Origin of the sequence: Massilia sp. UBA6681, from assembly GCF_002454935.1 — a bacterium.
GTDB lineage: Bacteria > Pseudomonadota > Gammaproteobacteria > Burkholderiales > Burkholderiaceae_D > Telluria > Telluria varians.
The window spans coordinates 36446-57051 of record NZ_DKJX01000027.1; the positions used below are offsets into that span (position 1 = coordinate 36446).

16 protein-coding genes are annotated in these 20606 nt (G+C 65.7%); 14 read left to right on the forward strand and 2 right to left on the reverse strand.

Annotated features, from left to right (window positions below; genetic code table 11):
- Positions 1-43: 43 nt before the first annotated feature.
- The 10 genes from B2R83_RS03210 to B2R83_RS03255 all read left to right on the forward strand — a co-directional run bounded on the left by B2R83_RS03210 (position 44) and on the right by B2R83_RS03255 (position 11193).
- On the forward strand, positions 44-847 hold the full coding sequence (locus B2R83_RS03210; protein ID WP_292038248.1) for a cytochrome C assembly family protein: 804 nt from the start codon (positions 44-46) through the stop codon (positions 845-847).
- Positions 844-1107, forward strand: a complete 264-nt coding sequence (locus B2R83_RS03215; RefSeq protein WP_036215369.1) for a PP0621 family protein — start codon at positions 844-846, stop codon at positions 1105-1107. The genes B2R83_RS03210 and B2R83_RS03215 overlap by 4 nt, the downstream gene beginning before the upstream one ends.
- A gap of 8 nt (positions 1108-1115) precedes the next feature.
- Complete coding sequence (locus tag B2R83_RS03220; protein WP_292038250.1) at positions 1116-2768, forward strand: two-component system sensor histidine kinase NtrB; 1653 nt, start codon at positions 1116-1118, stop codon at positions 2766-2768.
- 35 nt (positions 2769-2803) lie between these two features.
- Complete coding sequence (locus B2R83_RS03225) at positions 2804-4258, forward strand: sigma-54-dependent transcriptional regulator (RefSeq protein ID WP_292038251.1); 1455 nt, start codon at positions 2804-2806, stop codon at positions 4256-4258.
- Positions 4259-4756: 498 nt separating this feature from the next.
- Positions 4757-7693, forward strand: coding sequence for a ribonucleoside-diphosphate reductase subunit alpha (locus tag B2R83_RS03230; protein ID WP_292038252.1), 2937 nt, complete (start codon positions 4757-4759; stop codon positions 7691-7693).
- Between the two features lie 195 nt (positions 7694-7888).
- Positions 7889-8998, forward strand: coding sequence for a ribonucleotide-diphosphate reductase subunit beta (locus B2R83_RS03235; RefSeq protein ID WP_292038253.1), 1110 nt, complete (start codon positions 7889-7891; stop codon positions 8996-8998).
- A gap of 118 nt (positions 8999-9116) precedes the next feature.
- The gene (locus B2R83_RS03240; protein WP_292038255.1) at positions 9117-9662 is read left to right on the forward strand and encodes a DUF4256 domain-containing protein; all 546 of its coding nucleotides are present in this window, start codon (positions 9117-9119) and stop codon (positions 9660-9662) included.
- A 122-nt stretch (positions 9663-9784) separates the two neighbouring features.
- The gene (locus B2R83_RS03245; protein WP_292038256.1) at positions 9785-10279 is read left to right on the forward strand and encodes an Hcp family type VI secretion system effector; all 495 of its coding nucleotides are present in this window, start codon (positions 9785-9787) and stop codon (positions 10277-10279) included.
- Positions 10280-10288: 9 nt separating this feature from the next.
- Positions 10289-10801, forward strand: a complete 513-nt coding sequence (locus B2R83_RS03250) for a hypothetical protein (protein ID WP_292038257.1) — start codon at positions 10289-10291, stop codon at positions 10799-10801.
- Positions 10798-11193 (forward strand): hypothetical protein, encoded by a 396-nt coding sequence (locus B2R83_RS03255; protein WP_292038258.1) that lies wholly within the window; start codon positions 10798-10800, stop codon positions 11191-11193. Before B2R83_RS03250 ends, B2R83_RS03255 begins: the two co-directional genes overlap by 4 nt.
- Positions 11194-11340: 147 nt before the next feature.
- On the opposite strand, the gene B2R83_RS03260 is transcribed toward B2R83_RS03255, so the two are convergent.
- Positions 11341-13803, reverse strand: a complete 2463-nt coding sequence (locus B2R83_RS03260) for a PAS domain S-box protein (RefSeq protein WP_292038260.1) — start codon at positions 13801-13803, stop codon at positions 11341-11343.
- Between the two features lie 164 nt (positions 13804-13967).
- Here B2R83_RS03260 and B2R83_RS03265 point away from each other — a divergent pair, with 164 nt between their 5' ends.
- Both B2R83_RS03265 and B2R83_RS03270 read left to right on the forward strand, forming a co-directional pair.
- Entirely contained in the window at positions 13968-15653 is a 1686-nt protein-coding gene (locus tag B2R83_RS03265) for a PQQ-dependent sugar dehydrogenase (protein WP_292038261.1), read from the forward strand.
- A 111-nt stretch (positions 15654-15764) separates the two neighbouring features.
- Positions 15765-16409, forward strand: a complete 645-nt coding sequence (locus tag B2R83_RS03270) for a hypothetical protein (protein ID WP_292038262.1) — start codon at positions 15765-15767, stop codon at positions 16407-16409.
- On the opposite strand, the gene B2R83_RS03275 is transcribed toward B2R83_RS03270, so the two are convergent.
- Positions 16406-16807, reverse strand: coding sequence for a response regulator (locus tag B2R83_RS03275; protein ID WP_292038263.1), 402 nt, complete (start codon positions 16805-16807; stop codon positions 16406-16408). The genes B2R83_RS03270 and B2R83_RS03275 overlap by 4 nt on opposite strands.
- Before the next feature lie 168 nt (positions 16808-16975).
- Here B2R83_RS03275 and B2R83_RS03280 point away from each other — a divergent pair, with 168 nt between their 5' ends.
- Complete coding sequence (locus B2R83_RS03280) at positions 16976-18622, forward strand: glycosyltransferase family 4 protein (RefSeq protein WP_292038264.1); 1647 nt, start codon at positions 16976-16978, stop codon at positions 18620-18622.
- Positions 18623-19248: 626 nt separating this feature from the next.
- On the forward strand, positions 19249-20592 hold the full coding sequence (locus B2R83_RS03285; protein WP_414674346.1) for a transcriptional regulator: 1344 nt from the start codon (positions 19249-19251) through the stop codon (positions 20590-20592).
- Positions 20593-20606 lie beyond the last annotated feature (14 nt).

Consider the following 20606-nt stretch of genomic DNA (forward strand, 5'->3'; position numbering starts at 1 on the left):
GAGGGCCCGCCCCCACCATTTCCCGATGGTGTAGACTCTTATTATGCAGAACTCCCTCTTCCTCGCCGCGGCCCTGCTGTACGCGGTGTGCGCCCTGCTGCCGTCGCGCCGGGGCGCCGTCATCTCAGGCGTCACCGCCCTGGCCTGGGCGGTGCATGGCGCCGCGCTCGGGCTCGACGTGGCCGAGCCGGGCCAGCTGCGGGTCGGCTTCGCCATCATGCTCTCGAGCGCCCTGTGGGTCTCGGTGGCTGCCTACTGGCTGGAAAACCGCAATTTCGCCCTCGACGGCATGCGCCGCCTGGTCATGCCTTTCGCCATGGTGGCGGTGGTGCTGCCGGTGGTCTTCCCCGGCAGCCTGCTGCCGCTGAACGGCCAGACGCCGGCCTTCGGCTGGCACGTCGTGGTCGCGGTGCTGGCCTACAGCACGCTCACCATCGCCGCTTTCCACGCCGTGCTGATGGCCCTGCAGGAGGCGCGCCTGCACACGCGCGCCGCCAGCGGCGGCTGGCTGGGCAGCGCGCTGGACCAGCTGCCGGCGCTGCTGACCATGGAAAAGCTGCTGTTCCGCGTGATCTGGATCGGCTTCATCCTGCTCAGCCTCACCGTGCTGTCGGGCGTGGTGTTCTCCGAACAGCTGTTCGGCCGCGCCCTGCGCCTCGACCATAAGAGCGTGTTCGCGCTGCTGTCCTGGCTGCTGTTCGCGGCGCTGCTGGCGGGCCGCCGTTATCAAGGCTGGCGCGGCAAGACCGCGCTGCGCTTCACGCTGGCGGGCTTCGCCACGCTGGCGCTGGCCTACGTCGGCAGCCGCTTCGTGCTCGAAGTCGTCCTGCACCGGGGGCTGGCATGAGTCGCGTCATCTTCTGGATCCTCCTGATCGGGCTGGTCGTCATGGCGATCCGCGCCAAACTCAAGGGCCTGGGCGGGCGCCAGCAGCCGCCCCTCAATCGGCAAGATGCGCGTGAACCGCCGCGCCAGGCGCCGGTGGCCGAAATCGAAACCATGACCCAGTGCGCGCACTGCGGCATCCATTTCCCGGCCTCCGAAGCGGTGCACGCCGACGGCCACGACTACTGCTCGCCGGGCCACGTGCGCCTGCCGCCGCAGTAAGCCGGCCGATGTCCCCAAGAGCAGTGCTGTCCCGCGAAGCGCGCATGACCCTGTGGCGCTCGCTCCAGACCTTCACCGTCACCCGCATCGTCATCGCGCTGGTGCTGCTGCTTTACCTGGGCGTGCGCATCACCGACGGGGGCGTGCGCCTGGACGCGGCCAACACCCCGGCCTGCCTGTTCTACCTGGTGGCGGCGCTCGTCTTCGGCGCGCTCGGCGCCTGGTGGCGGCGCCGCTTCGCGCTGCAGCTGGGCTGCCAGATCGCGCTCGACCTGGCCGTGATCTCGCTGCTCTACCTGGAAGCCGGCGGCATGCGCAGCGGCCTGGCGATCCTGTACCTGTTCCCGCTGGCCGGCGCCGCCATCCTGGCTCCCTTGACGCTGGCGCTGTTTGCGAGCGCGGTCGCCACCCTGTTCCTGCTGCTTGAAACCACCTGGCAGGTCTTCATGCAGGACAACGGGCGCTCGCCGATGCAGGCCGGCCTGTACGGCGCCGCCTTCTTCGCCGGCGTGCTGGTGGTAAACCGCCTGGCGGCGCGCCTGATCAAGCAGGAAGAACTGGCCGCGCAGCGCGGCGTCGACCTGCGCGTCCAGCAGGCGATCAACGCGATCGTGATTGCCGACGTCGGCGACGGCATCCTGGTGGTGGGCGACGACAGCGCGGTCTACACCGGCAACCCCGCGGCGCGCCGCATGCTGGGCCTGGAGGGGGAGGTGGCGGCGTTCCGGCTGGGCGAGGCGCCGGGGCTGGAACCGCTGGCGCAAGCCTTCAGCGCCTGGCTGCGCGCGCCGAGCGAAGACGCTGCGTTCGTGACCGTCAAGCCCTATCAGGAAGACACGGGCCCCCTGCGCGGCCGGCGCGACCAGCCGGTGCACCTGAAGCTGCGCTTCGCACGGGTCGACACGCTCGATGTCGCGCTGGGACGCAGCGTGGTGTTCATGCAGGACGTCAGCGCCATCGAGAACCAGGCGCAGCAGCTCAAGCTGGCCTCGATGGGACGCCTCACCGCCAGCATCGCGCACGAGGTGCGCAATCCGCTGTCGGCGATCGGCCACGCCACCGCGCTGCTGGCCGAAGACCTGCACGGCCCGGCCGAGGTGCGCCTGCTGAAGATCGTGGGCGACAACGTGACGCGCGTGAACCGCATGGTCGAGGACATCCTGCAGCTGTCGCGCAAGGTGCAGCCGAACGGCGAGCCGGTGCAGCTGGCCAGCTTTCTCGCCGAGCTGAAGGCCGAATTCTGCGAAACCCATGGGCTCGCGGATGATATAGTCTACCTGGGCGACCCCGGGACGAGCGCGCTGCGCTTCGACCCGCTGCACCTGCACGAAGTGCTGCTCAACCTGCTGGGCAATGCGGTGCGCTATGCCAGCCGCGAGCCCGGCAGCATCCGCATCTTCCCGGCCCTGGACGCCGCCGGCCGCATCGAACTGCACGTGCAGGACGACGGCCCCGGCATCACGCCCGAAGTGCGCGCCCACCTGTTCGAACCCTTCTATACTACCTCGAGCAAGGGCACGGGCCTGGGCCTGTACCTGGCGCGCGAGCTGTGCCTGAACAACGATGCGAAGCTCGACTACGAATACCGCTTCGACCCCACCGCCACCGGACCGCGCCGGGCGAGCGGGCGTTTCGTGATCAGCTTCTCGCAGCCGGCCTAGGATCCGGTTGCTTATATATATAGTGTGAGAGAACCATGACCGCACCCCGCATCCTGGTGGTCGACGACGAAGCCGACCTGCGCGAACTGCTCGAGATCACCCTGCTCAAGATGGGGCTGGACGTCGACAGCGCGGCCACGCTGCGCCAGGCGCGCGGGCTGCTCGAGGAACACGACTACGCGCTGATCCTGACCGACATGCGCCTGCCGGACGGCCTGGGGCTGGAACTGGTGCGCGAGGTGACCGCGTCGCACAAGGGCACGCCGATCGCCGTCATCACCGCCTACGGCAGCGCCGAGAACGCGGTGGTGGCGCTCAAGGCCGGCGCCTTCGACTACATCTCCAAGCCGGTGGCCCTGGATGCGCTGCGCGTGATGGTGCGCTCGGCCCTGAAACTGCTTGATGCCCCGGCGCCCCGGGCGGACGGCGCGGCGCCCGGTTCGCGCATGATCGGCACGTCAAGCGCGATGGCGGCCTTGCGCGCCCAGATCGGACGGCTGGCGCGCTCGAACGCACCGATCTCGATCACGGGCGAATCCGGCAGCGGCAAGGAACTGGCCGCGCGCGAGATCCACGCCCAGAGTTCGCGCGCCGGCAAGGCGTTCGTGGCGGTGAACTGCGGCGCCATTCCCGAAACCCTGATGGAAGCCGAGTTCTTCGGCTACCGCAAGGGCGCCTTCACCGGCGCGGCCGAAGAGCGCGACGGCTTCTTCCAGGCCGCCAACGGCGGCACCCTGATGCTGGACGAAGTGGCCGACCTGCCGCTGCCGATGCAGGTCAAGCTGCTGCGCGCGATCCAGGAGCGGCGCGTGCGCAAGATCGGCGCCACCACGGAAGAGCCGGTGGACGTGCGCATCATCAGCGCCACCCACCAGGACCTGGCGAAATGCGTGGAGCAGGGCAGGTTCAGGCAGGACTTGTTCTACCGCCTGAACGTGATCGAACTGTCGCTGCCGCCGCTGCGCGAACGGATCGACGACCTGGCGCCGCTGGTGGACGCGATCCTGGCGCGCCTGACCGGGCCCGGCCAGGCCGCGCTCGGGCCGGGCGTGCTCGATGCGCTGCGTGCTTACTCCTTCCCGGGGAATATCCGCGAACTGGAAAACGTGCTGGAGCGGGCGCTGGCCTTTGCCAACGACGGCGTGATCGAAGTGGGCGACCTGTCGCTCAAGGCGGCGCGGCCGGGCGACGCGTTGCGGCGCGAACCGGCCGCGAGCATGCCCGCGCCCACGCCCTTGCCGGAACCGGTGCCGACGCCTGCGCCTGCCCCGGTGGAGGCGGCGCCCGCTTCCGCCATGCTGGGTCCCAACGGCCTGCCGAGCAACCTGCCCGAGTACCTGAGCCAGGTCGAGCGCGACATCATCGGACGCGCCCTGCAGCAGACCCAGTTCAACCGCACCCAGGCAGCGAGCCTGCTCGGCATCAGCGTGCGCCAGCTGCGCTATCAGATGCAGAAGCTGGAGATCTGCGCGCCGGACGACCATGCGTGAGTCTCCTGCAAAAGCGCGAGTCGGCATGTCATCGTGTTGTCTTTTCGCCAGTGCAAAATGTACAAGAACGATGCGCCGCGCATGCAGCTGATTAAGCCTTGTGCAGCGTTCCGGAACAGGGTTAGTGCTCACTCACCGCATACCGCCCGTCGTTATTGCCCTATGGGCTTGTCAAGCCAGCGCACCAAAAAAAACAAAAAAAATTACGGGCTCCGTCACTTGCCCTGACCTAGGTCAGGCACTACAATTAGTCTCATATCAAGTTCGAACACTAGATATAGTGGTAGTGGATCAGAAGAAACTAGATTCACGTTCGACTTGAAGCTTGCTCCGCAAGCTACTGAATTAACAACGATTTCTACCCTGCCGCATTGATCTCATCCTTGGTTGCCAGTGAGGAGTTCCAGCTGGCGGGGTATCGCTTTGCTTAAAATTTTGTCCGGTTGACAAGTCCGGCTCAAGACAACAACGGCAAATCCGCTGCTCACTGGAGGCTCAATGCAAACAGCACAAGACATTTCGATCAATCCGCACGTCACCCCGGGCGCGCCGGCCACCGCCACGCCCGCAGAAATCGTCGCACGTGGTGACTACCGGGTTATCCGCCGCAACGGCGCCGTGGTCGCTTTCGAGCCGCACAAGATCTCGGTCGCGATGACCAAGGCCTTCCTCGCCGTCGCCGGCGGGCAGGGCGCGGCGTCGGCCCGCATCCGCGAGCTGGTCGAGCAGCTGACCGACAACGTGGTGGCCGCTCTCGTGCGCCGCCAGCCGAACGGCGGCACCTTCCACATCGAAGACGTGCAGGACCAAGTCGAACTGTCGCTGATGCGCTCGGGCGAGCATGACGTCGCCCGCGAATACGTGCTGTACCGCGCCAAGCGCATGGAAGAGCGCAAGGCCGCCAAGGAAGCCGCCGGCGGTACTCCGGTCGCCGCGCCGCAGATCCACGTGGTCGACGGCGGCGAGCGCCGTCCGCTGGACATCAACGACGTCCACGCCCTCGTGAACGCGGCCTGCTCGGGCCTGGAAAAGCACGTCGACGCCGACGCCATCGTCGCCGAGACCCTGAAGAACCTGTACGACGGCGTGCCGGTCGAAGAGCTGCACAAGTCGGCCATCCTGGCCGCCCGCGCCCTGATGGAAACCGACCCGGCCTACAGCCAGGTCACCGCGCGCATCCTGCTGCACACCATCCGCAAGGAAGTCTTCGGCCATGAAGTGCCGCAAGCCGGCGCCGCTGCCGAGTACATCACCTACTTCCCGCAATACATCGCCAAGGGCATCCAGAACGAACTGCTGGACGAAGAGCTGGGCAAGTACGACCTCGAGCGCCTGGCCAAGGCCATCGTCGCCGACCGCGACCTGCAGTTCGGCTACATCGGCCTGCAAACCCTGTACGACCGCTACTTCCTGCACGTGCGCGAAACCCGCATCGAGATGCCGCAGGCCTTCTACATGCGCGTCGCGATGGGCCTGGCCCTGCGCGAAGCCGACCGCGAAGCGCGCGCCATCGAGTTCTACAACCTGCTGTCGTCGTTCGACTTCATGAGCTCGACCCCGACCCTGTTCAACTCGGGCACCCGCCGCTCGCAGCTGTCCTCGTGCTACCTGACCACCGTCGGCGACGACCTGGAAGGCATCTACGACGCGATCAAGGAAAACGCGTTGCTGTCGAAGTTCGCCGGCGGCCTGGGCAACGACTGGACCCCGGTCCGCGCGCTGGGCTCGCGCATCAAGGGCACCAACGGCAAGTCGCAGGGCGTGGTCCCGTTCCTGAAAGTGGTCAACGACACCGCCGTGGCGGTGAACCAGGGCGGCAAGCGCAAGGGCGCGGTCTGCGCCTACCTGGAAACCTGGCACATGGACATCGAGGAATTCCTCGACCTGCGCAAGAACACCGGCGACGACCGCCGCCGCACCCACGACATGAACACCGCGAACTGGATTCCGGACCTGTTCATGAAGCGCGTGATGGAGAAGGGCCACTGGAGCCTGTTCTCGCCGAGCGAAACCCCGGACCTGCACGACAAGGTCGGCAAGGCCTTCGAAGAAGCCTACGTCGCCTATGAAGCCAAGGCCGCACGCGGCGAAATGACCGTGTACAAGAAGGTCGAAGCCCTCGACCTGTGGCGCAAGATGCTGTCGATGCTGTTCGAGACCGGCCACCCGTGGATCACCTTCAAGGATCCGTGCAACATCCGTTCGCCGCAGCAGCACGTCGGCGTGGTGCACTCGTCGAACCTGTGCACCGAGATCACGCTGAACACCAGCGCCGACGAGATCGCCGTCTGCAACCTGGGCTCGGTGAACCTGCCGCAGCACATGAAGGGCGAGGGCCTGGACCACGCCAAGCTGCAGAAGACCATCCGCACCGCGATGCGCATGCTGGACAACGTCATCGACATCAACTACTACGCCGTGGACAAGGCGCGCAACTCGAACCTGCGCCACCGCCCGGTGGGCATGGGCATCATGGGCCACCAGGACTGCCTGCACATGATGCGCGTGCCGTTCGCCTCGGACAAGGCCGTGGAGTTCGCCGACAAGTCGATGGAAGCCGTCTGCTACTACGCCTACCTGGCCTCGACCGAGCTGGCCGAAGAGCGCGGCCGCTACGAGACCTACGAAGGTTCGCTGTGGGACCGCGGCATCCTGCCGCAGGACTCGATCAAGCTGCTGGCGGAAGAACGCGGCGGCTACCTGGAGCAGGACACCAGCGAATCGATGGACTGGACCGTGGTGCGCGAGCGCATCAAACAGTTCGGCATGCGTAACTCGAACTGCGTGGCGATCGCCCCGACCGCGACCATCTCGAACATCATCGGCGTGTCGGCCTGCATCGAGCCGACCTTCCAGAACCTGTACGTGAAGTCGAACCTGTCGGGCGAGTTCACCGAGATCAACTCCTACCTGGTGCGCGACCTGAAGGCGCGCGACCTGTGGGACGAGGTGATGATCGCCGACCTGAAGTACTTCGACGGCTCGCTCTCCAAGATCGACCGCGTGCCGCAAGACCTGCGCGACATCTACGCCACCGCGTTCGAAGTCGAGCCGAAGTGGCTGGTGGAAGCCGCCTCGCGCCGCCAGAAGTGGATCGACCAGGCCCAGTCGCTGAACATCTACATGGCCGGCGCCTCGGGCAAGAAGCTGGACGAGACCTACAAGCTGGCCTGGCTGCGCGGCCTGAAGACCACCTACTACCTGCGCACCATCGCGGCGACGCACATGGAGAAGTCGACCACCCGCACCGGCGCCCTGAACGCGGTGCCGGTCTCGGGCGGCCTGGTGGCCGGCCACGCCGCGCCGGCAGCGAACGGTCCGGTGGCTGCCGCTCCGGCGGCACCGGCCGCTGCAAGCGCGGAAGTGGTGGAAGGCGCCGCCTGCTACCTGCGTCCGGGCGACGCCGGCTTCGACGAGTGCGAAGCCTGCCAATAAGCCACTAAACGTGCTGCCCGGCCTGACGGCCCGGCAGCACTTTGTACCACTAAGCTCAAAACCGTCATTCCGGCGAAGGCCGGAATCCAAGTTCGTAGTGCACCACTAACGCTTGGCTTCCACCCGCGAATGACGACCACCCTGAATACTTAACGGCCCACCAATCGAGGAGGCCACGAAAGAAGGAATAACACCATGCTCTCTTGGGACGACGAACCAACTACCGCACCAGCCCCGCGCGCACCGCAGGCCGCCGGCGAAGCAGCACCCGCCGCCGCCGAAGTCGCCAAGCGCGTCAACGCCGACGACAAGCGCATCATCAACGGCCAGACCGACGTGAACCAGCTGGTGCCGTTCAAGTACAAGTGGGCATGGGACAAGTACCTGGCCGGCTGCGCGAACCACTGGATGCCGCAGGAAGTGAACATGCAGCGCGACATCGAGCTGTGGAAGAGCCCGAACGGCCTGTCGGAAGACGAGCGCCGCCTGGTCAAGCGCAACCTCGGCTTCTTCGTGACCGCCGACTCGCTGGCCGCCAACAACATCGTGCTGGGCACCTACCGCCACATCACCGCGCCGGAATGCCGCCAGTACCTGCTGCGCCAGGCTTTCGAGGAAGCGATCCACACCCACGCCTACCAGTACATCGTCGAGTCGCTGGGCCTGGACGAGCGCGAGATCTTCAACGCCTACAACGAGATCGCGTCGATCCACGACAAGGACCAGTTCCTGATCCCGTTCATCAACGTCCTGACCGACCCCGACTTCAAGACCGGCACCCTGGAAAACGACCAGAAGCTGCTCAAGTCGATCATCGTGTTCGCCTGCCTGATGGAAGGCCTGTTCTTCTACGTCGGCTTCACCCAGATCCTGGCGCTCGGTCGTCAGAACAAGATGACCGGCGCCGCCGAGCAGTACCAGTACATCCTGCGCGACGAGTCGATGCACGTGAACTTCGGCATCGACCTGATCAACACGATCAAGATGGAAAACCCGCAGCTGTGGACCCCGGCCTTCCGCGAAGAGCTGAAAGCCCTGTTCCTGCAGGCCGTCGAACTCGAGTACCGCTACGCCGAAGACACCATGCCGCGCGGCGTGCTGGGCCTGAACGCCCCGATGTTCAAGGGCTACCTGCGCTTCATCGCCAACCGCCGCGCCGTGCAGATCGGCCTGGATCCGCTGTTCCCGAACGAAGAGAACCCGTTCCCGTGGATGAGCGAGATGATCGACCTGAAGAAGGAGCGTAACTTCTTCGAGACGCGCGTGACCGAGTACCAGACCGGTGGCGCGCTGAGCTGGGACTGATCTCCCGCATCGGCTACATGAAACCCGGCTGCCGGCAACGGTGGCCGGTTTTTTTCATTCCGGAGCACGCGGCTGTGCTAACTTTGCGTTTCACCACCATGAGAGGACAAGGCCCGCCATGACCCCGGAACAAGCCGACGAACTTCTGCAGACATTGAAGGCCCGCTTCGACAAGAACATGCACCGCCACGCGGGAGCTGACTGGTCCGAGGTAGCGGCAAGACTCGCAGACCATCCCGCCGCGCTGGATGCGCTGGCACAGATGGAAGCGACCGGCGGCGAGCCGGACGTCGTCGGCATCGAGGAGGCGACTGGCAGCATCGTTTTCTGCGACTGCTCCCCGGAATCGCCGGCAGGCCGGCGCAGCATCTGCTACGACCGTGCCGCCTTGGACGCGCGCAAGGAAAACAAGCCACGCAGCAGTGCGGAGGAGGTGGCCGCCAGCATGGGCATCGCGTTGCTGACCGAAGAACAGTACCGCCACCTGCAGACGTTCGGTGAATTCGACCGCAAGACCTCGAGCTGGATCGCCACCCCGCCAGACGTGCGCAAGCTGGGCGGCGCGCTGTTCTGCGACCGCCGCTACGGCCGGGTATTCGTCTACCACAACGGCGCCGAGTCCTATTACGCAGCGCGCGGCTTTCGCGGCCTGCTGACCTTATAAGGCGGGCGCTAGATCGAGACAGGCTTCACGCTACAAAATCTCAGCATCTTGCGCACCGCCAATCTATCTCGGTCTGCCCAGAGTCAGAATGGTTGTTCAATTCATCATCGAGGAGAACACCAATGGCATCCGACGCATACTTGCAGATCGACGGCATCAAGGGCGAGTCGGCCGACGCTGGCCACCAAGGTTGGATCGAGCTCGCCTCAGTCAGCTTCGGCGTGATGCAACCTACGGTCGGTAGCAAGTCCACCGGGGGCGGCCACACTGCCGGACATTGCGAGCATCGGATATTGTCGTTATCCAAGATCGCCGACCTCGCCTCGCCGATCCTGATGCAGCACTGCTCGATGGGCAAGACAATCCCGAAGGCCAGGCTCGAATTCATGCGCGCCGATGGCGACGGCAAGCGAGTCAAGTACTACCAGGTCGATCTGGAGAACGTACTGATATCCCACATGGACCAGGTGATGAACGGCGGTGGCCTGCTCCAGGACGAAATCGGGCTGTGTTTCACGAAGGTGAAGTGGTCGTACACGCAGCAGAAGATCGGTGGCGGCATCGGCGGCCAAACCGCCGGCGGTTGGGACCTTGCGGCCAAGAAGTGCTGCGCGTAAGGACTGGCCATGGCCATTCCAATTCAACCACGGGACAACCTGGGGCACTTCATGCTTCCCCAGGCGCCTGAGCAGGCCGGTTACTACGTGTATGGCAACGTGGGCGGAAGGCCTGGCACCGGTCATCTCGCCCAATACGCCCACCCCTCCATGCTGTCCGTCATCTTCTGGGTTGAGCGGGAGTGGCAGGCCATCGACCACCGGAAATTCGGCATCGGGAACATGAGCCTCGCCGGCGGAGTCAGGTACGAGCATGATACCCACATGAAGGGCATCGAAATGGACATGCGTCCGATCCGCAAGGACGGGATGGTCGGCCAGGCGGCCCGCTGCACGTACAAGGACAAGACCATCTACGACCAGGCGGCCACCATCAAGTTGGTCAACCTGTTCTTGCGGCACCCGCTCGTCAAGCTCATCTACTTCAACGATGACGAGCTGCGCGCGGCGTGCGGCCCGCGCGTGAAACGTTGGCCTTTGCACGACGATCACCTGCACGTTGGATTATGGGAGGGACGATGAACACACGCCTGATATGCCTCGCCGTCGCATTGCTGCTCCCCTTCGCCAACGCGGCCGACCCGCAGCCTCCGAAAGACCCGGGGGCGCGGTATCTCGCCACGCCACTCAAGGGCGACTACTACGTGTACGGCGGCAGTTTGGGCGACTCCGTGCCGCCGACAGCCAAGGACCGGAAAGTATCGCTGATGTTCACCGGACCTCTCGCGAAGGAGCTTTTCGACCAGATCGGGCCAGACAGGAAGGAAGCCTGCGGGGCCGGGCCGGACCACCGGACGCGTCTCAGAGGCCATCTTTCCTGCATCTGGGAAAAGCGCGGCACGTACTCAGGGTATGCGTGTTATTTCGGCCTCGACGTACCGACCGGGAAGAGCACTTACGGATCGATCTGTTAGATCAAGGCGCACGATGAGCATTTTCACGTAGATCTTGATGAGGTAACTAGGCGCAGACAGACGTTGTTGGCTTTCACTACGATCTGCCAGCTGGCGGATGGTCGCTGTGACGATATTTTTGCGCCGGCTGTCAGCTTGGGGAAGGCGTCAGTCCAGGCGCCGCGTCTTGGCCACCAGCGCCAGCAAGTCCGGCGCCGCCACCGGCTTGACCAGGTGATGGTCGAATCCCGCCGCCATGGCGTTCTGCCGGTCCTGCTCCTGTCCATAGCCCGTCAAGGCGATCAGGGTCGCCTTCGAGGTCTCCGGCTGCGCGCGCAAGCGGCGCGCCAGCTCGTTCCCATCCATCCCAGGCAGGCCGATATCGAGGATGCACACCTCGGGCAGCCAGGTACTGGCCCGTTCCAGCGCCTGCTGCGAATCGTGCTCGATCATGACGGCGTGGCCGGCCGCCTCCAGGCACATGCCCAGCATCTGGGCCGCATCGACGTTGTCGTCGACCACCAGCACGCGCCGTGCGGCGGACGGCGCAAGCGGCGCGGCGTCGCCTTGTGCAGCCTCCGGCAAATCCTCCGCGGCGGCGCGCGGCAGGGTCACGACGAAACGGCTGCCCTTGCCTACGCCTTCGCTGTGAGCGGCGACGCTGCCGCCGTGCAGCTCCACCAGGCTTCTCACCAGGGCCAAGCCGATGCCGAGGCCGCCCTGCGAGCGGTCGGGGCTGCGGTCGGCCTGGGCGAACAGGTCGAATATGCGCACCTGCAGTTCCTGGGCGATGCCGATGCCGTTGTCCGCGACCGCCAGGACCACCTGCTCGTCGGTCGCTCCCATCGTCACTTCGATGCGGCCTTCCGCCGGGGTGTACTTGGCCGCGTTGCCCAGCAGATTGCTCAGGACCTGCACCAGGCGCTTGTGGTCGCCCAGCACCTGGGCGGCATCGAACGCCAGTTCCACCACCAGGCGGTGGCGCTTCGCTTCCATCAGGGGGCGGGTCTGTTCGATGGCATCCGCGATGACCTGCTTGACGTCGAGGCGCGCCTGTTGCAGCTCCGCCAGGCCGCGCGTGACGCGCGAGACATCCAGCAGATCGTCCACCAGGCCGGTCATGTGCTTGACCTGGCGCGAGATGATCTGGCTGGTGCGGCGGCGCTGCTCGGGCGCCAGGTCGCGCGATTCCAGCAGGTCGGCGGCGGCGCGGATCGGCGCCATCGGGTTCCTCAATTCGTGCGCCAGCATGGCCAGGAACTCGTCCTTGCGGCGGTCGGCTTCGCGCAAGGCTTCCTCGGCGTGCTTGCGCTTGGTGATGTCGATGCAGACGGCGAGGGTGCTGTCCGAGCCCTGTCCGGCCGGAGCGCGGATCAGGCTGACGGTATTGTTGACCCAGACGCTGCTTCCGTCCGGGCGCAGGTAGCGTTTTTCGATCTCGAAGGACTCGCCGGTGGCGATGATCCGCTTGAACAGCGGAAGGTTCAGCGGCAGGTCGTCAGGATGGGTGATCTCCTGCATGCTCGTCGAGAGCAGCTCTTCCCGGGTGCGTCCCACCATCTCGCAGAAGCGGTCGTTGATCTTCACGATCCGGCCTTGCAGGTCGGTTTCGCAGATGCCGGCGGCGGTCTGCCCGAACACCGACTGCAGATGGGCCTCGCTCTTGCGCAGCGCATCCTCGGTGCGGCGGCGCTGGGTCAGGTCGACGAAGGTGCAGACCGCGCCATGCAGCTGGCCGTCGCGCCAGACCGGGCGCGCGCGGTACTCGACCGGAAAAGCGCTGCCCTCCACGCGGAAGAACATCTCGTCGTCCACCAGCGCCGGCACGCCGTCGCGCGCGGCGCGGTAGATCGGGCAATCCTCCACGCAGTAATGCGCGCCGTCCGGGTGCGCGTGGTGGATCACGCCATGCAGCTTCCTGCCGATCACCTCGCTCTCGTGTTGAAATCCCAGTATCTTCAGGAAGGCGGCGTTGCACATGATGGTGACGCCCTCGCGGTCGATCGAATAAAAGCCTTCCTCGGTGCAGTCGAGCAGCAGGCGCAGGTAGTCGTGGCTGGCACGCACCTGTTCCTCGGCCGCGCGCAGTTCGATCGCGATGCGGCTGCGTTCGATCGATTCCCACGCGCGGTGGGCGACCGCCTCGAGCAGCCGGACTTCGTGTTCCTGCCAGTGGCGGGGAGTGGCCTGGTGCAGGGCCATGCAGGCCACCCACCGGCCGCCCTTGATGACGGGGACGCAGATCACGGCGCGGATGACGGTATCGCGGTAAGCCTGCAACACGTCGCTTGCGCGTGGGTCGATCTCGCTGTCCTCCACGACATAGGGCAAGCCCTGGCTATTCAGGCGGACGAACTCGGCGTCGAAGGCGGCCGTCGGATAACGCCCGACGATACTGGGAACGTCCCTGGTGTAGTTGCCGGTGAGGGCGAAGCTGTCCTGGTCTTCGCTCACGTAGGCATAGGCGCAGCGGTCCGCGCCGAGATGCTCGCCGAGCAGGCGCGCGGCGCTCTGGGCAATCTGTTCGGGATCGGTGAGCAGGCGGATCGCGTCGTCGAGTCCGGTGATGAAGCGATAGCGGGCAAGTTCGGCATGCGCCACGGAGTCCGCATCGGCCGGGGGCATCGGCATTGGTTTCGGCGTTCGTTAATTGCTTGTGATGGGCTCCGCGCGCTGGTGCCGGAGGGGGCAGTGCGCGATTATAGCCCTGACACACTTTACTCAGCGCACGCGACCGAGTTGCCCTATGATGGCGAACCGTCCAGTTCCGCATTGCTCATAACAGGAGAACGCCTTTGCAAGCCAAGACCCTGGTGCTGATCGCCAGCCTGGCAGCCGCATCCGCTGCCCACGCCGCACCGTCGACGACGGCCGGCCAGACCACCTTCCAGAACAACTGCGCCAGCTGCCACAGCGTGGACGCCAGCCTGTCCTCGCGCGCCGGTCCGGGCCTGTTCGGCGTCGTTGGGCGCAAGGCGGCCGGCGTCCCCGGCTTCAACTACTCCGCGGCCCTGGTGAAAGCCGGCGCGGCCGGCAAGACCTGGACCCGTGAAGAGCTGGACGTTTTCCTGGCAGACCCCGCGAAGAACGTGCCCGGCACCACGATGCCGGTCGGCGTGCCGGACAAGGCGGCCCGCGCGGCGCTGGTCGGCTACCTCGCCAGCCTGCAGGGCGCCGTCACGGCAGCGGCACCCGCGAAGGCGGCTACTCCGGCCGAGCGCCAGGGTTCCTGGGACGACAACCAGCCCGGCCGCATCCACCACATCAAGCTCACCGACATGCCGCCGCCGTTTGCCACGAGCAGTGCCGGCAACGGCCCGCGCGTCGAGGCGCGTCCGAACGGCAGCATGCCGGTCGTGCCGCAGGGCTTCAAGGTGGGCGTGTTCGCCGTCGATACCGACAAGCCGCGGGTGGCGCTGCGCGCGCCGAACGGCGACGTCTTCCTGGCGGCCACCGCCAAGGGCGAGATCAAGGTGGCGCGCGCGAAGAACGGCCAGGCCGCCGACACCGTCGAGGTCTTTGCCAGCGGCTTGAACCGTCCCTACGGCATCGCCTTCTGGCCGTCGGGCGCAAACCCGCAGTACCTGTACGTCGCCAATGTCAATTCGGTGGTGCGTATCCCTTACCGCAACGGCGACCTGAAGGCGCGCGGCGCGGCGGAAGTCATCGTTCGCGAGCTGTCCGACACCAGCGGCGGCCACACCACCCGTACCCTGGCATTCTCGAAGGACGGCAAGACCATGCTGCTGTCGATCGGCTCGGCCACCAACGTGGCCACCGAGATCGGCCCGCAGCCGCCCGAACCGATCGCGCAGTGGGAAGCCAGGCATGGTCTGGGCGCCAGCTGGGGCGTGGAGACCGACCGCGCCACCGTCATGGCCTTCGACGTGGACGGCAAGAACCGCCGCACCTATGCCACCGGCTTGCGCAACTGCGTCGGCATGCTGGTCTACCCGGGCACGGGCGACGTGATGTGCACCGTGAACGAGCGCGACGCGCTGGGCGACAACCTGCCGCCGGACTACCTGACGCGCGTGAAGCAGGGCGGTTTCTACGGCTGGCCGTGGTACTACATCGGCGACAACGAAGACCCGCGCCTGAAGGGCCAGCGCCCGGACCTGAAGGGTAGAAGCATCGTGCCGGACGTGCTGATCCAGTCGCACTCGGCGCCGCTCGGCATGGTGGTGTACCAGGCGCCGAAGGGCGCGAAGAACGCCTTCCCGAAGGAGTACGAGGGTGACGTGTTCGTGGCCCTGCACGGTTCCTGGAACCGCGGGGTGCGCACCGGCTACAAGGTGGTGCGCGTCTTCATGAAGAACGGCGTGCCGACCGGCCAGTACCAGGACTTCATGAGCGGCATGGTGCTGAGCGACCGCGACGTCTGGGGCCGCCCCGCCGCCGTCGAGGTGGCGCAGGACGGCGCCTTGCTGGTGGTCGACGATGCCGGCGGCACCGTCTGGCGGATCGCCCCGCAGCGCTGAAGCCTCTCTCCTGAAACCCGTCGCGAGACGGGTTTTTTCATTGTTGAGCTCGCTCATCATCCGCCGGCTGCCCCTGCACTAAGGTGAGGAGGATCGACAAGGGAGAGAGCGATGAATGTCAGGGAAACCCCGCGCGCGCCGGCGCACACGGTGGAATGGGAATTCGCCCAGTCCACCTACGCATCCGTGCTGGCCGACGTGCCCGCCGCACTGTTTCCCTACTGGGCCAGGAGTGCGCACGCGGCGTTTCCCGGCATCCCGCGCGACGCTTCCTTCTATGCCCAGTCGGCCGAAGGCCTGATGATGTTCTTCGACTGCGCGGCCGCAGCGGCCGGCACCTGCGCGCTGCCTTCGCGCGCGGCGGATTCGGTCTGGCATGCGTGGACGCGCCTGGATGCCGCAGGCCTCGACGCTTTTTGCATCCGCCATGTCGGCCGCGCCGTCCCGCGCGTGGAGCGCATGCGGGAAGGGGAGTTGGACAGGGCGCTGGCCGTGTGCCTGGTGCAGGCCCGGCGCCGCGCCTCGCAGCCGGCGGCGGGAAGCCATCTTCCGCGACTGTTCGGGCTGGACGCCCAGCTGGGCATGCCGCGCGGCGCCGGCTACCGCATCATCCAAGGCCTGGTCGCCTGTTCGCCCCTGGACGAGTTGGGCAATCCCGAGGGCAAGGCGGACTTCCCGGACAGCTTGAAGCCCGAGGCCCTGCGTCTTGCGGGCCTGGTGAGCGACGCCGAATATGCCGAGGCCTGCGTCGGCTAGATGAATGGCCTGAGCGAGATCTTCAGCAGGATGGCGAATTCGTCGAGGTCCATCGCCTTGGCGAGGTAGTTCGAGGCGCCCAGCAGCGAGGCGCGCACACGGTCCGATTCCACCGGCAGCGAGGTCACCACGACGGCCGGAATGGCTTGCAGGCAGGGGGAGGAGCGGATGTGCTTGAGCACGCCGAAGCCGTCGATCTTCGGCAGCCGCACGTCCAGCAGGATCAGTGAGAACTGTCCGGCCGTGCCGGCCGCTTCCGCGCGGCGCAGCAGCACCAGGGCTTCATCGCCGTCATGCACATGGACGACCGGATTGTGGATGCCGGAGCGCCGCAGCGCATGGACAGTCAGCTCCGCGTCCAGGGGACGGTCCTCGATGAGCAGGATATTGTCGGACATAAGCGGACAATTGTAGCGGTGCTAACAACGCAGCCGCGCACAATTGATGTGTTCGTGCTCCGGGCTCTCTCGATCGAACATCGGCACGGGTGATTCCACGCCTGCGCCGTGCGGCAGGCGCCACCGCTATCATGGCTTGGACCGGCCAGCCTGGCCGCAGGAGCGCGCATGCCCGACAACTTCGCACTGCATTACATCCCCGAATCCTTTTCGGTAGCCGGCCAGAAGCTGATGGGACGGCAGTCTGCCGGCGTCGGCCTGCTGGGAGCGATTGCCCGCGATGCTGACTTGCGCGAAATCGGCTGCCTTGCCGCCGACCGCAGCCATGCCGACGCATTCACAGCCACCCTCCAAGGCGAGGGCTTCGGCGGCGCGGTGGCGTGGATACCGCCGTCAGCCCCGCATGGGCTCGAGCGCTTCGGCTGCCTGTACCACCCCGGCCCCGGCATCGAGCGCCTGGCCTGGCGCAGGCTGGCCGCGGGCGAGCACCGCTACAGCCTGTGCGGCATCACCCACGCCACCGCCTCGCACGAGATGATGAGCATGGTGAGCCACCTGCTGGTGGCGCCGGTGCGCAGCTGGGACGCGATCGTCTGCACCTCGCGCGCAGTGCGCGACAGCGTGCGGGTGCTGGTCGAGCAGCAGGCCGACTACCTGCGCACCCGCCTGGCCGCGCAGCGCTTCGAGCTGCCGCAGCTGCCCCTGATTCCGCTCGGCGTCCATGCGGCGGACCTGCGCCCTGACGCCGGCCGCCGCATGGAAGCGCGCGCCCGGCTCGGCATCGGGGACGAAGACGTGGCCTTCCTCTACCTCGGCCGGCTGTCGGTGCATGCGAAGTCCCATCCGCAGCAGATGTTCACCGCGCTCGAGCGCGCCGAGAAGGACGGGCGGCGCGTGCACCTGATCCTGGCCGGCTGGTTCGCCGGAGAAGCCATCGAGCAGGCCTTCCGCGAGGCCGCGGCGCTCCTGTGTCCATCCGTGCGCCTGGTCGAACTCGATGGCCGCGTGCCTGACAACCAGCTCGACGCCTGGGCCGCCGCCGACGTCTTCACCTCCTTGGCCGACAATGTGCAGGAGACCTTCGGCCTGACCCCGGTGGAGGCGATGGCGGCCGGGTTGCCCTGCGTGGTCTCGGACTGGAACGGCTACCGCGACACGGTGCGGGACGGCATCGACGGCTATCGCATCCCGACCGTGATGCCGGGCGCGGGCGCGGGACTCGACCTGGCGCTGCGCTACGACGACGGGGTGGACAGTTTCGACATGTACTGCGGCCACGCCAGCCAGGCGGTGGCGGTGGACGGCGCGCTGCTGGCGCAGGCCTACGGACGCCTGGTGCGCGACGCGGAACTGCGCCGCAGGCTCGGAGAACAGGCGCGGCAAAGGGCGCAGACGACATTCGACTGGGCCGTCATTTTTGGCCGCTACCGCGCCTTGTGGGAGGAACTCGCCGAAAGGCGGCGCGCCGACCCGGTGCTGGCGCCGCCGCTGCCTTCGCGCGCCCCGGACCGTCCCGATCCGTTCCGCCTGTTCGCGAGCTACGCGACGCGTCCGCTCACGGCCGCTTCGCTGGTGGAGCTGGCGCCGGATGCCTCGCTGGCGCTGGTGAACGGGTATCGGGACCTGGCGATCAACCGCTTCGCCTCAAGCTCGCTGCCGACGCTCGAGGATTTCGGCCGCCTGTTCGGCGCCATCGGGCCGCGGCCGGTGGAAGTGGAAGAACTGATCGACACGCTGGGACCATGCGACCGGCCGACGCTGTTGCGCGGGCTGGCGTGGCTGTGCAAGATGGACCTGCTCAGGGTCGTCGAATAAACGGCCGGCGCCCTTAAAAATCAAAGGCACTGTTTCGCGCGTCGCGATGTCCAAGCATGTGCAGCTGGTGCTTGCCGATCGTTCGCCGATCCGGCCCCAATTGAAAGCGCATCCTGGTTTGGCGACCAGTTGAAATGCGATTTCGGGTGATGAATGCGCAATCGCATGTTTAAGTACGAAAATCCTGATTCACTTTGAGGTGTTCGGGTTGCGCGCTCACAAAGTTTTCGTGTACTTTACGTGTTTGAATTTGTCAAAACGTGAACATGTGATATTGTCGCGTCCATCCGGGCAGTAATCGATCGAATAATAGGACACTGATTCAATCAGTATGCACTTAAGCGAAGCGAAAAGAACAAGCCGCACTGCCTGACCGAGTTCAGGCAAGGCGGCTTTTTCTTTTCGCGCCCGCAAGGGTAGCGATGTGAGAACGCATTGAATCGGTTACCTAGCGACGTTGGCTGAAGCGCTGCAATTGTGAGGAGTTGCAGCAGTTCAGCCGGTGCCGGATTCATTGGCCCAAATCGCCTGGCGGTTTGGTCCGATGAATAATTCGCCCGCCACGCTGAGGGTGGGCGGGTTTTAAACCTTGAGCGTATTTCTCATCGCAGATGAAGGAGAATCAAATGGCAACCGCTAAGAAACCAGCAGCAAAGGCTGCAACCGAGAAACCGGCAGCTAAGAAAGCCGCCGCCGCTAAACCGGCAGCCAAGGCCGCTCCGGCCAAAGCAGCTGCCAAGCCGGCAGCGAAGACCGCCGCCAAGCCGGCAGCGAAAACCGCAGCTAAGCCTGCCGCAAAGAAAGCTGCAGCAAGCAAGACCGCCGCAAGCAAGACCACCGCCACCAAGGCGGCGGCCAAGCCGGCAGCTAAGCCTGCTGCAAAGAAAGCCGCAGCAACCAAGACCACCGCCAAGGCAGCAGCCAAGCCGGCAGCAAAGAAAGCCGCTGCCAAGCCGGCAGCCAAGCCAGCAGCGAAGAAAGCCGCTGCAAAGCCGGCAGCCAAGCCAGCAGCAAAGAAGGCAGCCGCCAAGCCGGCAGCAAAGGCCGCAGCCAAGTCGGCAGCAAAGCCGGCAGCCAAGAAAGCCGCAGCCAAGCCGGCAGCGAAGAAAGCCGCTGCCAAGCCGGCAGCCAAGCCTGCTGCAAAGAAAGCCGCTGCAAAACCGGCAGCCAAGGCCGCTGCAACCAAGTCGGCAGCCAAGCCGGCAGCCAAGAAAGCCGCAGCCAAACCTGCTGCAAAGAAAGCCGCTGCTAAACCGGCAGCCAAGGCCGCTGCTACCAAATCGGCAGCCAAGCCGGCAGCAAAGAAAGCCGCTGCCAAACCAGCAGCCAAGAAAGCAGCCGCCAAGCCAGTAGCAAAAACCGCAGCCAAGCCGGCAGCAAAGAAGGCAGCCGCGACCAAAACCGCCGCTACCAAATCGACTGCTGCTAAATCGGCTGCAAAGCCGGCGGCCAAGAAAGCGACCGCGACCAAAGCCGCCGCTAAGCCTGCTGCTGCGAAGAAAGCTGCTGCACCGGCTAAATCGGCAGCACCGGCTAAATCGGCTGCTAAGAAAGCCGCTGCTCCGGCTAAAGCCGCAGCTCCGGCAAAATCGGCCGAAAAAAAAGTCACTACTCCGGCAAAAGCGGCCGCTCCAGCTAAATCCGCTGCTACCAAATCGGCTGCCACCAAATCGGCAACCGCCAAGCCTGCTGCAAAGCCGGCCGCAAAAGCCGAAGCCAAGCCGGAAATGAAAGCCGAAGCGAAACCGGAAGCCAAGGCCGAAGCAAAACCGGAAGTGAAAGCCGATAGCAAGGTCGACAGCAAATCGGATTCGAAAACCGATAGCAAATCGGAATCGAAAGCCGAAGCAAAGCCGGAAGCAAAAACCGATTCGAAATCGGACAGCAAGGCAGCCGCACCTGCTGCGGCAGCGAAAACCACGCTGTCGCCGGCAGCCGCATGGCCGTTCCCGACCAGCAGCCGCCCGTAATTCCGGCTCGATAG